The organism is Dyadobacter sp. 676 (genome assembly GCF_040448675.1).
GTDB lineage: Bacteria > Bacteroidota > Bacteroidia > Cytophagales > Spirosomataceae > Dyadobacter.
Genome location: NZ_CP159289.1, coordinates 6,255,626 through 6,268,271, shown reverse-complemented (window position 1 = coordinate 6,268,271; position 12,646 = coordinate 6,255,626). Strand labels below are relative to the sequence as shown.

Annotated in this window: 9 protein-coding genes; 2 read left to right on the top strand and 7 right to left on the bottom strand. The window is 54.5% G+C overall.

The window, feature by feature from the left end; all coding sequences use genetic code 11:
* Nucleotides 1-78: 78 nt before the first annotated feature.
* A complete protein-coding gene (locus ABV298_RS27440; protein WP_353719331.1) occupies nt 79-774 on the bottom strand; it encodes a LytTR family DNA-binding domain-containing protein in 696 nt (231 codons plus the stop codon).
* Nucleotides 775-953: 179 nt separating this feature from the next.
* Here ABV298_RS27440 and ABV298_RS27435 point away from each other — a divergent pair, with 179 nt between their 5' ends.
* Nucleotides 954-1,211, top strand: coding sequence for a hypothetical protein (locus ABV298_RS27435; protein WP_353719330.1), 258 nt, complete (start codon nt 954-956; stop codon nt 1,209-1,211).
* Between the two features lie 10 nt (nt 1,212-1,221).
* Nucleotides 1,222-1,491, top strand: coding sequence for a hypothetical protein (locus tag ABV298_RS27430; protein ID WP_353719329.1), 270 nt, complete (start codon nt 1,222-1,224; stop codon nt 1,489-1,491).
* A 122-nt stretch (nt 1,492-1,613) separates the two neighbouring features.
* Here the strand turns inward: ABV298_RS27430 and ABV298_RS27425 are convergent, their stop codons facing one another.
* From ABV298_RS27425 to ABV298_RS27400, 6 genes are all read right to left on the bottom strand, one after another.
* Nucleotides 1,614-3,512 carry an SGNH/GDSL hydrolase family protein gene (locus tag ABV298_RS27425; protein WP_353719328.1) on the bottom strand — a complete coding sequence of 633 codons (1,899 nt, stop codon included), beginning with the start codon at nt 3,510-3,512 and terminating at the stop codon, nt 1,614-1,616.
* 35 nt (nt 3,513-3,547) lie between these two features.
* The gene (locus ABV298_RS27420) at nt 3,548-4,915 is read right to left on the bottom strand and encodes an enolase C-terminal domain-like protein (RefSeq protein ID WP_353719327.1); all 1,368 of its coding nucleotides are present in this window, start codon (nt 4,913-4,915) and stop codon (nt 3,548-3,550) included.
* A gap of 121 nt (nt 4,916-5,036) precedes the next feature.
* A complete protein-coding gene (locus tag ABV298_RS27415; protein WP_353723259.1) occupies nt 5,037-7,271 on the bottom strand; it encodes a pyrroloquinoline quinone-dependent dehydrogenase in 2,235 nt (744 codons plus the stop codon).
* 23 nt (nt 7,272-7,294) lie between these two features.
* Complete coding sequence (locus tag ABV298_RS27410; RefSeq protein ID WP_353719326.1) at nt 7,295-9,019, bottom strand: RagB/SusD family nutrient uptake outer membrane protein; 1,725 nt, start codon at nt 9,017-9,019, stop codon at nt 7,295-7,297.
* A gap of 24 nt (nt 9,020-9,043) precedes the next feature.
* The gene (locus ABV298_RS27405) at nt 9,044-12,205 is read right to left on the bottom strand and encodes a TonB-dependent receptor (protein WP_353719325.1); all 3,162 of its coding nucleotides are present in this window, start codon (nt 12,203-12,205) and stop codon (nt 9,044-9,046) included.
* Nucleotides 12,202-12,624, bottom strand: coding sequence for an STN domain-containing protein (locus ABV298_RS27400; protein WP_353719324.1), 423 nt, complete (start codon nt 12,622-12,624; stop codon nt 12,202-12,204). The genes ABV298_RS27405 and ABV298_RS27400 overlap by 4 nt, the downstream gene beginning before the upstream one ends.
* Between the last annotated feature and the right edge of the window lie 22 nt (nt 12,625-12,646).

Genomic DNA, 12,646 nt, shown 5'->3' with positions numbered 1-12,646 from the left:
AATAAAAAACAATTTACCGCATCGGAAGGATTTGGTCAAGCCCGGTCGCCGCAGCCGGTCGCAAACGTTGCATGGCCCCTATAACACATTCAGCCGCCTGTTCAGCGCGGCGCGGTAGGTATCGGCTACCGGTACCATTTTCCGGTTGATAATCAGCGTGCCGCCTTCGATGGTATCGATTTTTCCGACCTGGATAATAAATGACCGGTGTACGCGCAGGAATTTCGATTCGGGCAGCTTCACTTCGACTTCTTTCAGGGACGAATGCACCGAGTAGAATTTTTCGACGGTATGCAGCTTTACGTAGTCGCCCATCGCTTCGGCATACAAGATGTCATCGATTTTCAGGCGACGGACGATATTCGAGTCCCTTATAAAAAGGAAACTGTCGTTCTCCACTTTAATCTCCTGCCTTTTACTCCGGAAAATCTCCTTCGCTTTTTCCATGGCTTGCAAAAACCGCGCGGGCGTCACCGGTTTGGTAATGTAGTCGGCCACATTGAGCTCGAACGCTTCGGCGGCGTACTCTTTTTTGGAAGTCGTGAATATGATGACGGGATTTTTGCTTCCCAGGCTCCTGACCAGCTCGATGCCCGTCATACCTTCCATTTCAATGTCGAGCAGCAGCAGGTCCACCGGCTCGTCCATGATCCTGCGGTAGGCATCCATCGCATTATCGCATTCGCCCGCGAGGATAAGATCTTTGTCCTGCTTCACGAGTTGTTTGAGGGTGGTACGGGCGATGACGTTGTCGTCGATGACCAGGCAATTCATAAATAACAGTCCGATTAGGTTTAGCCAATGCGGAAAGCAATGTAAGAAATTACAAAGACACTTCCCGCCGTTTCACCGACACCTTTTGCCCTTCTGCCGATTTCCTGTTTCCCCGATTGGCCGCACCTGATAGTTTTGAATCATTCAAACGATCAATTACCATTAAACATAGCATCACAATGAAAACTTTCATCACATCCGCTATGATCGCCGCATTGGCGGCCACAGGGGCACAAGCACAAACCGTTGCCAAAGACATCAGAAAAGAACACCGGGCCGAAAAACACGCGGAAGCCCGCAACGAAGTGAGCTCACGCTCCAAAGATAGCTTCTACGCCGATTTTGGTCAGGTGAGCGACGCTCGATGGACAAGGGGGGCCACAGTTCGACGAGGTCACATTTACCAAAGACGGCCAGAAACAGACCGCCTATTATGACAACCATTTTATGCTCGTAGGCACCACAACCGACAGAAAATTCGCGGACATTCCGGTTAATGCCCAAAAAGACATCCGAAAACACTTCAAAGATTATGCGATCGGCGCGGTGGTTGAATACAAGGATAACGAGAACAACGACACCAATATGCTGCTTTATGGCACCCAGTTCGAGGATGCCGATCACTATTTCGTGACTGTTTCCAAAGGCAAGGAAGCCGATGTACTGATGGTCAAAACCGATGGCGAAGTGTCGTTTTTCAGCACCCTTCACAAGTAGTGGCGTTACGGCAGCGCCGGATAACCGCAGGCCTTGGGTCGGTCTACTGCCGATAACATTGCAGTACCGACCCGAGGCCTGCGAATGGCATTTCGGCGAGGGATAGTCGGCCCAACCGGTATTTATTTACCGATATCCCGCACCTGTTTCAGCAAGGCCAGCGCTTCCGCGTTACGGGGATCGGCCTTTAACGTTTTCCGGATGTATCTCCCGGCAGCCGTCGTATTGGCAAATTTCAGGTATCCTTTGGCCAACTCGTTGCTCAGCGCTACATTGCCGCTATCTGCCGAAAAGCGTTTTTTTGCCTCCACCAATTGTTGCACAAAACCGTGCAGCTCGCTTAAACTGAAACCGGAAGCATTGTTCGCAGCCGCGTAAGTCACATAAGGCAGAGCCTCCGCCGGTTTGTCCATTTTGAGGAGCATCACAAAAAGCATTCTGGCGCGCTCAAAGCTGTTTTCCATGCGGAACGCCTTTGCCAGATAGTGTACTGCCCGGTCGTTAAGGTCCAGCGCCGCTGCCAGTTTACCTGCAATTTCAAAGCGCGACGGATTCAAGGGATCGTCCAGCGCCAATGCCTCGGCAACCCGGAGCATTCCGGCCGTGTCGCGTTTGGCGGCGTAATGCCTTCGCAGCCGTTCCATCGCGTCGCGCCAGGAGATTTGTTTCACCACCAGTGCGCCGGCCAGTTGCTCCTCCACTGTTTTTTCCCGTTTCTCTTCCGCCGGCATAGGGACATTGAAAGGCCATCCTTCTTTCAGGATCATTATTTCATATTCACCTTTCAGTGAATCCATTATGGTTACCGGCATTTGTGCCCTTAATGCTGCCAGCGTCATCTCGCGCGGCGAAGCAGGCAACAATCCGGTTTTTCGCATGGATTGATAAAACGCCTCTGAAAACAATGCATAGCCCTGTAAATTCGGGTGGACATGTTCCAGCAATGTCTCCCGGCCCAGGATGCTCCCGGTAGAATGCGCTTCGAACAGTCCGCGCACATCCACGAGCGTCACCCCCTTATGCGTACGCGCGATTTCGTTGATGATTTGATTGAATGCTTCCGGCGCCCGGAAACGCAACGCGTCGAGCTCTTTGGCCAGCATAAATTCATTTTTGGCATTACGATAGTCGGCCTTTCCATAAAGGTCGGTCCCCGATTGGTAATGCGAGTCTGCCGACCGTCCCCTACCGCCGGCATCGCCGATAAACGGTTTCAGGTCCTTTTCATTACTCACAAGACTGCCGATCAGCAACGGGACGCCTTTCCGGCTTATCGCTTCCGCCAGCTCATTCATATTGGCCTTGAACTGGTCTATTCCCGCATGGTATCCGTCCGAACCGTATGGCACTTGCCGGTTGGCCGCCATGCGTTTCATCAGGTTTTCGCGGAGGTTTACCTGCTCTCCCGAAACCACTTCGGCCACCTTGTCCGTTGCGGCGGCCAGCAATTGCGTAAGCCGTAGCCCGCGCAAGCGCATGAGCATGCGCGCCAATGCCCTGTTGTGCCGGATTCCATTCGTTGCCGCCACACCCATCGCGCCGTAATATTCATTATGACCGGCGTAAACCAGCACGGCATCCGGCTCGTAGTCGAGCACGGCTTTGCCAAAATCGAGCACGGTATAAGAATTTACAGCGGTAAGCGAGAGGTTAATTACTTCGAAATCGCGTTCGGGATGGGTTTGCGAGAGGCGGTATTGCAACCAGCGATGGAAGGAGCCGTTGTTCATGTAGGGGTAACCGATGGTCGTGGACTCTCCCAGCACAAAAATTCGGAACGTACCCGATGTCTTTTTGGCAGGAAACGGCTCGACATTGCCCAATGTGGCATTTTTTTGGTTGGCAAAATAACGCTTCGAAGCGTGCGGGTTTAGCACCAGATAGCCCTTCCGGCCCGGGTCCGGTGTAAAAACCGCCAAATCGTAGCCATAACCGGATAACCGCAATACCCCTTCCAGCACGAGCAGCACCAGAAAGGGTATAACTACGGCAATAATTTTAAACAGTGACTGGCGCTTCATTTCGCTGTATATGTGTGGCAACGTTCGCTCAACCGCTACGGCCGGATGCTCGTACCGTCGAATTTACGGACCTGCCAGTTGGATTTACTGCTGATCGGGTATTTTGCCGCTTCTTTTTCGTCGATATCCACGCCCAGCCCCGGTACCTCGTTCACCGACATATAGCCATCTTTCATCGTCGGGCATCCTTTGAATACAGCCTGCGTTTTTTCGTTGAAGCTCACCGCCTCCTGAATGCCGAAATTCCAGACAGCCAAATCGATGTGCGCATGCGCCGCATGCCCCACCGGCGAAACGTCGCCCGGGCCGTGCCATGCCGTTTTGACGTTGAACCATTCACCCAGCCGCGCCACCTTCATGGCCGGCGTAATGCCGCCGATCTGCGAAACATGACAGCGGATGTAATCGAACCACTGGTTCGCCATCGGATCGCGGAACTCGTTCACGTTGTTGAAAAGCTCGCCCATGGCGATCGGCACGGTGGTACTTTGTCGCAACTGGCGGAACCAGCCCATGTTTTCCGGCGAGAACGGGTCCTCGATAAAGAACGGCCGGCAGTCCTCCAACGCCTTGATCATGTTGATAGCGTCCATCGGCTGTACCCGTTCGTGAATATCGTGCAATAGCTCGATATCCTCGCCGCAACGCTTGCGCACCGCCTCGAAAAGCTTCGGCACCGATTTCAGGTAGGCCCGCTCATTCATATAATTATCGGTGGGTCCGCCGAAACCGGCCGCTTTGAAGTCGGGCTTCTGCTCGGTAGCACCCACCGCTCCGTAGCCGCCCTGCTGAATGCGGATGTATTTGAAACCGCGGTCCATGATACGCTGGACATCGTCGGCGACAGCTTCCGGCGTATTGCCGTTGGCATGGGTATAGCATGGTATCGCGAAACGGGCCTTGCCTCCTAGCAACTGGTACACCGGCATTCCGGCACGCTTGCCCTTAATGTCCCATAACGCTTCGTCGAGGCCGCTCAAAGCATTGTTCAGCACGGGGCCGTTGCGCCAGTAGGAGCTCACGTAGGTCGCATGCCACATATCCTCGATGTTATCGACATCCTTTCCGACACAGAACTCATTGAGATAAGTATCGATCGCCGTCACCACCGCGAACGCGCGTTGCGTAAAGGTGGCGCAACCGAGGCCGTAAAGCCCGGGCTCCGTTGTTTCGACTTTCACTACGATGAGGTTCGAGCCCTGTGGCGCGGTGGCTATGGCCTTTACACTCTTGATTTTCACCGGCGCCATGCCTTTCGCGTAGGCAGGCTGTGTGTAATGCTCGCGTGCCAATGCCCGGTCGGTGCCGCCCAGGAGGCCCAGCAAGCCAGCCGCCGAACCGGCCCCCAGCATTTTCAAAGCGTTACGACGGTTCTGATCGGGCCCGGAGATATGGTTATTCATAGATTTTTGGATTAGGAATGGTTTATTAAAAAATATGAAAGGGTCAGGAATAGTCAATAGGTCATGTTTTGAATGTCGGGAATAAATCATTTGTTTTTATTATGGCCAAATGCCGTCGTGGCTATGGCAATGCGAATGCAATGTATTTACCACCCGGCTTGTGGCCGTTCTTCGCGCCGCCGGCCGCGATCACTATATATTGTTTTCCGTTAACCATATAAGTAGCCGGTGTTGCAAAACCGCCGGCCGGCAATTGGTATTCCCAAACGATTTTCCCTGTTTTCCGGTCGAATGCGCGGATTTTCTCGTCTTTGGTAGCAGCTATAAACACCAGCCCACCCGCCGTAACGATCGGTCCGCCATAATTTTCGGTACCTGTTACAGGCATGCCTTTTCCGGTCAGCTCGGGGAATTCTCCCAGCGGAACGCGCCAGAGGTATTCGCCTGTGTTGAGATCGATCGCATTCAATGTTCCCCAGGGTGGCTTAATGGCCGGGTAACCGTCCGGGTCGAAAAAGCGCGTCCAGCCATTGTTAATGTAAGGGGGAATGTACGGGAATGCCGACCTCGTCTCCGCTGGCGCTTCGCTTGCGCTGTGGTTTTCCGAAATCGCCGCTTTTTTCTCCGCATTTAAAAGGAAACCGACCAGTTCTTCGCGCTCCTTGTCCGTAATGTGCTGGAAGGAAGGCATCCGCCCCCGACCGCTTTTGATAATGTTGTCGATTTCGTCCTTCGACATCCGATTGCCCACTTCTATAAGGCCCGGATATTCCTGCCCGCTTCCCCGACGATCCGCGCGATGGCAGGCGGCACAATTTCGCATGTAGATGGCCTGTCCGGGCGAGGCGGTGGTTTTGGGACCGGCCACCGGGGCGTTGTAATCCATCATTTTAAGGTCCCACACCATTTCATTGGAATTCTGGTACAAAATGCCGTCCGGGCTGGCCGCGTTTCCACCCCACTCCGCTCCCCCGCCGATGCCCAGGTAAAGACTGCCTTCTCTGCTCGGCGGCATATACTTGTTACCGGACCGGGTTTGGTTAAATTTCTCCTTTACGAATGCATGAGCTTCCGGCGTGCGGTCGGTGATTTCCTGCAATGTAAAATTCTGACGGGCAAATGGCGTCGGCTTCGTCGGAAACGGCTGCGTGGGCCAGGGATGCTCGCCAGGCAAATGGTAGTCGGTCAGTGCCGGGCGTTCCTCGACCGGGAACAGCGGTTTGCCGGTATCGCGGTCGAGCAGGAAAAGCAGCCCGTCCTTGGTAGCCTGCGCTACGGCGTCGATCTTCCGCGGCTTGCCGTCCGGGCCTTTGTGCGTAACCGTGAGAAGATTAGGCTGGCAGGAAATATCCCTGTCCCAAAGGTCGTGGTGAACGGTTTGATAGTACCAGTTCATTTTCCCCGTTTCGGCATTGAGTGAAATCACGCAATTGGCATACAAATTCATGCCCTGGCGGTCGGCACCGTAGAAATCGACGGACGGTGAGCCGGTACCGAAATATACGGTCCCCCGCTGTTCGTCCAGCACCATTCCTGCCCAGTTATTAGCTCCTCCTATGCGCTTCCAGGCATCGGGCGGCCAGGTATCGTAGCCTGGCTCACCGGGCTCGGGCACGGTGTGGAAGGTCCATCTGAGCTTTCCCGTACGCACGTCGAACGCCCGTATGTGCCCGGGCGCGGCGTCGCCGTACTCCGACACGCGCGACCCGATCACCAGCAAATCCTTATAAATAACACCCGGCGAGGTCGCATCCACCGACAACCGGTCGTTTTCACGTCCCGGCCGGCCGGTCACGCCTTCGCTCAGATCGACCTTCCCACCGTCGCCGAAGCCGGTTATCAACTGTCCTGTGGCCGCATTGACGGCAAAAAGGTGGTTTCCTGCGGTGTAAAGCACCCTTTTGTCGTGCCCGTCCTGCCAGAACATTACTCCGCGGTTTACATGAAAACGCGGCGTGGCGCCGGTGAACGGATCGAAACGCCAAAGCTCCTCGCCGGTATCGGCTTTGAGGGCGAAAAGGCTCAGGTGCGGCGTAGTCCCGTAAAGGATACCGCCGACGATAATGGGCTGGCACTGGATTTCGAGCGGCCGCCGCGGGGCTTCCAGGCCCGGAGCAAGCCTGGCGGCGTCATATTCCCAGGCGACTTTCAGCCGGCCGACGTTGCTTAGATTAATCTGCGTCAAAGGTGAATAACGGTTCCCGGCCTTGTTGCCTCCGTAAGCGACCCAATCGGCATTACGGTCGTCGTAGTGCGAACCGACGAGCCCCACCAGCGGCATTAATACCGCCAGAATCGCCAGGGCGGGCAAGGATCGTCCTGGCGAACCGACGTTTTTCGGTTGATTCGAATGCATGAACGCCATCGTCATCACATCTGTCAATATCCCGGGTTCTGTCGCATATTCACGTTTGCCGTGATCTCGTTGATCGGGATCGGCTGGGCATAGTCGGTAGGGTCCCATTGAATGGCCCCGCCGCGAATGCGCTGATAGTAGGCCGCTTCCTTGTCGCCGATCTGCCATCGGCGGACATCGAGCCACCAATGCCCTTCTGCGAAGAGTTCGGCCCAGCGCTCGTATTTGAGCGGATCGTTTTTCAGTACCGGGTCGCCGGCCTTGGTCTGATCCGAGAGGGTCTTGTAATCCACCGCCGACGGCGCGTCGACAGGCAGGCCGTAAGCACGCCTCTTGACCTTATTGATGTATTCCAGTGCACGCGCGTTGTCGCCCGAATGTGTAAGCGTTTCGGCGTAAAGCAGGTAAATATCCGCCAGTCTCAGCCAGGGGAAATTAGCCCCGCTCGACATATTGATCTCCGCTTCCGTGCCGTTCGGGTTTGTGAATTTGCGGAAACTCCAGGCTTCCATGTCGAGCTCGGTAATGTCGAGATAATGCGAAATCGGGCGTTTGCGGCCGTTAACGACCATTGAATCTACATAAGGCTGGTAGCAAGCCACCCACAGGCGCGGGTCGACCGTCTGCTTTTTACGCGCTTCCAGCGAGCGGGTAATGTAGGCGGGATCGACATTGGCGATATTGGCGCTGGTTGTACCGGGTTTGAAATAATGGCCTTCATTGAAACCGAAGCGGGCAATGTTCTTTGCATGCGGAAACACATTGGACCAGGCCGAAGCCGCCTGCCCTCCATTGTCGCTTACGTACGTTGGGGCGATCACCATCCCGACGCTCGAACCCATCGACTGATCGTCGCCGCCGCGGGCGGTCATGTCCACATTCAGGTTCAGTTCAAAAAGCGATTCGGTGGTAAATTCATTTTTACCATTGAACATGTCCTTGTAGACATCGAATGTTACGAGCGATTTGCCGCTGTTTGTCACCACGTCGGCCAGGTATGTCTTCGCGTTTGTCCAATCTGCCTGGTAGGCGTAGATTTTACCCAAAAAGGCTTTCACTGCCCAGCCGGACACTTTGTACTTGTCGGTGGCGCCGGTCCAGGTCACGCCGTTCAGCAAGCCCTCGGCGGTTTTGAGGTCTCCGATTATAAAGTCCCATCCTTCCTTCACCGTCTTGCGCGGAACCTGTGTTTGTTCGAGGCCCGAGGCCACTTCGGTAATAATCGGAACGCCCATTTTCGCCCCTTCGGTAGCTGCATTGAAACCTTCGCCCCAGAACGACACCAGGTGAAAATAGTACCATGCGCGCAGGAACAGCGCCTGTCCTTTGATCCGGTCTATCGCTGCGGCATCGTTGGGCGCTTTCTGGCGGTAGGTTTCAATGGAGGCCAGCAGTGTGTTGCTGCGTTGCACGCCGCGCCAGAGCTCCCGCCAGGTGTCGTACAGGAAGCTGTCGTTAGGTTGTGAATTGTTCTGGCCCATTTGGATCCACGTAGGCGTTCCCTGCCAGCTCAGGTCGAGCGTGTGGTCCCAAAGCCAGGTGTTTTTGCCAAGCATCGTGTGCCCGTACAGGCCGTTGGCATGTTGTGTGGCATACACGCCCGTCAGCAATTGCTCCAGATCGGCCACAGAAGCCGGATATTTCGAAGGCGGAAGCGCGCCGGGGTTTTCGACATCGACGAAGTCGTCGCTGCAAGCAAACATTCCCGACATCACCACCAGCAGCAGAAGTTTGTGAAATATTTTCATAGCCTTAATAGCTGTTAAAGTCGTTTAGAAATTCAGATCGATACCCATCGAGACCAGTCTTGTGCGCGGATAGGAATAAATCGTGTCCAGCCCCCGCGCGGTGGTACCGTTCCGGCCAAGCACTTCCGGGTCCAGGCCCGAATAGCCGGTAAAAGTGAGCAGGTTCTGCGCCTGGAAATAGATCCTCAAACCTGTCATTTTCCATTGCTTCACAAGCGACGAAGGCAATGTGTAGCCCACTTGCAGGTTACGCAGTTTCAGGAACGAGCCGTTTTCAACCACGAAGGAAGAGATGCGGGTGTAATTCGAGTTCGGGTCGCGGACATAGTTGCCCGACGCATCGGTTGTGCCTACCCGCGGCTGGTCTGTCAATCCGTTTCCATTGAAGAACGACGTGTTGAAAATGTCGCGCGTGGTATTGTAATCTCCTACGAAGAACTGGGTGTAGTATTTGTTTCCATTAAAAACATCCACCCCTTGAACGCCCTGGAACATCGCCTGTAAATCGATGCCTTTCCAGCCAAGGTTGAGCGAAAATCCATATGTGATCTTCGGCCAGGGGTTGCCGATGTACGTCTTGTCGTCGATCGTAATGCGGCCGTCGCCGTTCACATCGCGGAATTTGAGGTCACCAGCCCCGGTACCCGCATTCTGGTAGAACACGCCGGTGGTGGGCTTACCCGCCGCCGCGGCAGCCTCCCGGGCGCTCTGGTTCAATGCGGCCACTTCGGAATCGGTCTGGAAGAGGCCGTCCACGATATAACCGTAAAACTGGCTCAGCGGCTTACCCGCCTGGGTGCGCGCAACGGTACTTTCAAGGTAATCTCCCGCCGGACCGTCGTTAATCGGGTTATTGTTCGTTCCGCTCAACTGCTTTACCAGGTTTTTGTTAAAAGCCGCATTGGCGCTGACGGAATAGGTAAAATCCTTTGCCTTGCCCCGGTAATCCACCGCCAGCTCTATGCCCTTGTTGCTCATCTGCCCGATATTGGTGAACACGCCGCTTGTCCCGTAGAAACCCGCCGAAACCGGCACGGGCACCTGGTAAATCATGTCCTGTGTCTGGCGGCTGTACCAGTCGGCGGTGATATTCAAGGCATTTTTAAATAAACCGATGTCCAAACCGATGTCCGTCTGGTTCACCTGCTCCCATTTGATGTTCTGGTTGGGCAACTGGGCTGTGAGGGCATAACCTTTCGAACGGTCGCCGTTGGGCAATCCGAGAATGTTCGTACCGCCGTTTCCGCCGAACGACGCCTGGTAGGTGTATTGCGGAATGCTGCTCGTGCTGCCCAGTTTACCATAGCTAGCGCGTAATTTCAGGTTGGAAACCTGTGAGAAATTATCGCGTACAAACGCTTCCTCACTCATTTTCCAGCCTACCGAGAAAGACGGGAAAACGCCCCATTTGTTGGCCGGACCGAAGCGGTCGGAACCGTCGCGGCGGACGTTGGCGGTAAACAGGTATTTGTCCGCAAATGTATAGTTAATCCTGCCGAACTGGGAAAGCAGGCGCGTTTGCGGAAACTCTCCCCCGCTCGCCTTGTAAGTGCTCGGGTTGGTGGTCATTCCCAGGTTATAGGTAATCACCTGAAAACCCTGCGCCTCGCCATGTAGGTTGCTCAGATCGGATTGATAAGCCTCGTATCCCGCCATCGCCTTGATTTCGTGACGTCCGAACATTTTGTTGTAAGTCAAAACGAAGTTCGCGGTAAGGTTCCGGGAGTTGTTGAGGTCGCGGCTCAGGAATGCGTTGATATTTTTAAGCGTTCCGAAATCATAGGCTTCGGTAAACTTGTAGTTGGCGCCGCTGTAAATGGAAGCCCCGAAAGTAGAGCGGAAATTGAGCCCTTTCAGTATCTCCCAGTCCAGGTAAACATTCCCTTCCAGCGCATACTGGATGTTTTTGGCATGGTTGATATATTCATTGCCCACCAGATTCGGGCCGGTGAAAAATGTGCCGGTTTTCGCCCAGCCTCCTACCGGATTGGCAGGGTCGTAAACGGGAATCAGCGGGGCCGAGCGGAAGGGGAATGTACTGGTTTGCACGGGGTTGTTGCCTGTGCGCCAGCCATAGAGCGTTTCCCCCACTTTCAAGCGGTTATTGATCTTGAAATCGGCATTCGAGCGGATGCCGTAGCGTTCGAACCAGTTATCGATGATGGTACCGCCCTCCCGCTGGTAGTTGGCCGAAAGATAATAGTTGGTCTTGGCAGTCGCGCCGGACAGGGAAAGCGAATAGCTCTGGTCGCTGCCGGTCCGGTAAATCTGGTCGACCCAGTCGTTATCCGGCAACGTCGCCGGATCGCCCCAGCCGCCGGTATTAACGCCGAATGCCGCTTTCGCTTTGATATAATCCGGCGTATTCAGCATCGAATACAGGTTCACCGGCTTGCGTACCCCATAATAGGCATTGAAATTGATATTCATTTTATCGGAACCGGCCACACCACGTTTGGTGGTAACGAGCACCACGCCCCCGGCCGCCTGCGCGCCGTAAATGGCCGCCGCGCTCGCATCTTTCAGGATTTCAATAGATTCCACGTCCTGCAAGTTGAAGTTGTTACCGGCCGACATACGGATACCGTCCACTATGTAGAGCGGTGCCATACCGCCGATCGAACCCACGCCGCGGATGACGATGTCCGAACCGCCCCCGGGCGAACCATCCGAGCGGGTCACCTGTACGCCCGCCGCACGCCCCTGCAACGCCTCGTTCACGCTGCGCACGGGCAGGTTCTTGATTTCCTCCGATTTCACGGACGATACTGAGCCCGTCAGGTCGGAGCGCTTCTGGGTACCATAACCCACGACCACAACCTCTTCCAGGGCTTTGTTATCGACTTTCAGAGTCACGTCGATCTGGCTCCGGCGGCCTACGATCACTTCCTGGGACATAAAACCGACAAAAGAGAATGTCAGCACAGCATCGGCGTCGGTGATATCGATATTGAATATCCCCTGCTCATTGGTGGAAGTACCGCGCTGCGTACCCTTCTGGATCACGTTCACACCCGCCAGCGGCTCGCCTTTTTCGTCGGTCACCCTGCCACTCACGCTGATATCGAAAATAGTTTGCAGGTTCACTTTGTTTTGCATCAACTCGGTCATCCGCTCTTTCAAAACCGGGTCGGAAGTGAATGAAAACGGCTCTTTCAGGCTGGCCTGCTCCCTCGGTTTCTTCACCGGTTCGCGCCTTTTTTTACTATTATCGTCTTGTCGACGATGTTATAGGTCAATGGCTGTCCCGCAAAACAGGCGTCAAGCACCTCTTTCAAGGGTGCATTGGTCACATTAATATCGACCTTCCCGGCCTCATCGAGCATTCCCAGGTCGCAAATGAACAGGTAGCCCGTCTGTTTCCGTACGGACCTGAGCACTTCCAGCAAAGTTGCATCCTTCTTTTTGATCGATACCTGCTGGGCAAATGTATCTTCGGCCAGCACCTGCAATGTACCAATCAGGCATATCAACACGGTCAATTTCATCGTCAGGAGGACTTTACCAAAGTCGGATCGGTGTTTTACGGCATACGCCTCCCATCGGGAACGGAGTCGTATATACGCTCCCCACAGGACAGTTTTGCCCTTGTATACAAATTTCATAGTTTTGTATGCTTGGTTAAAG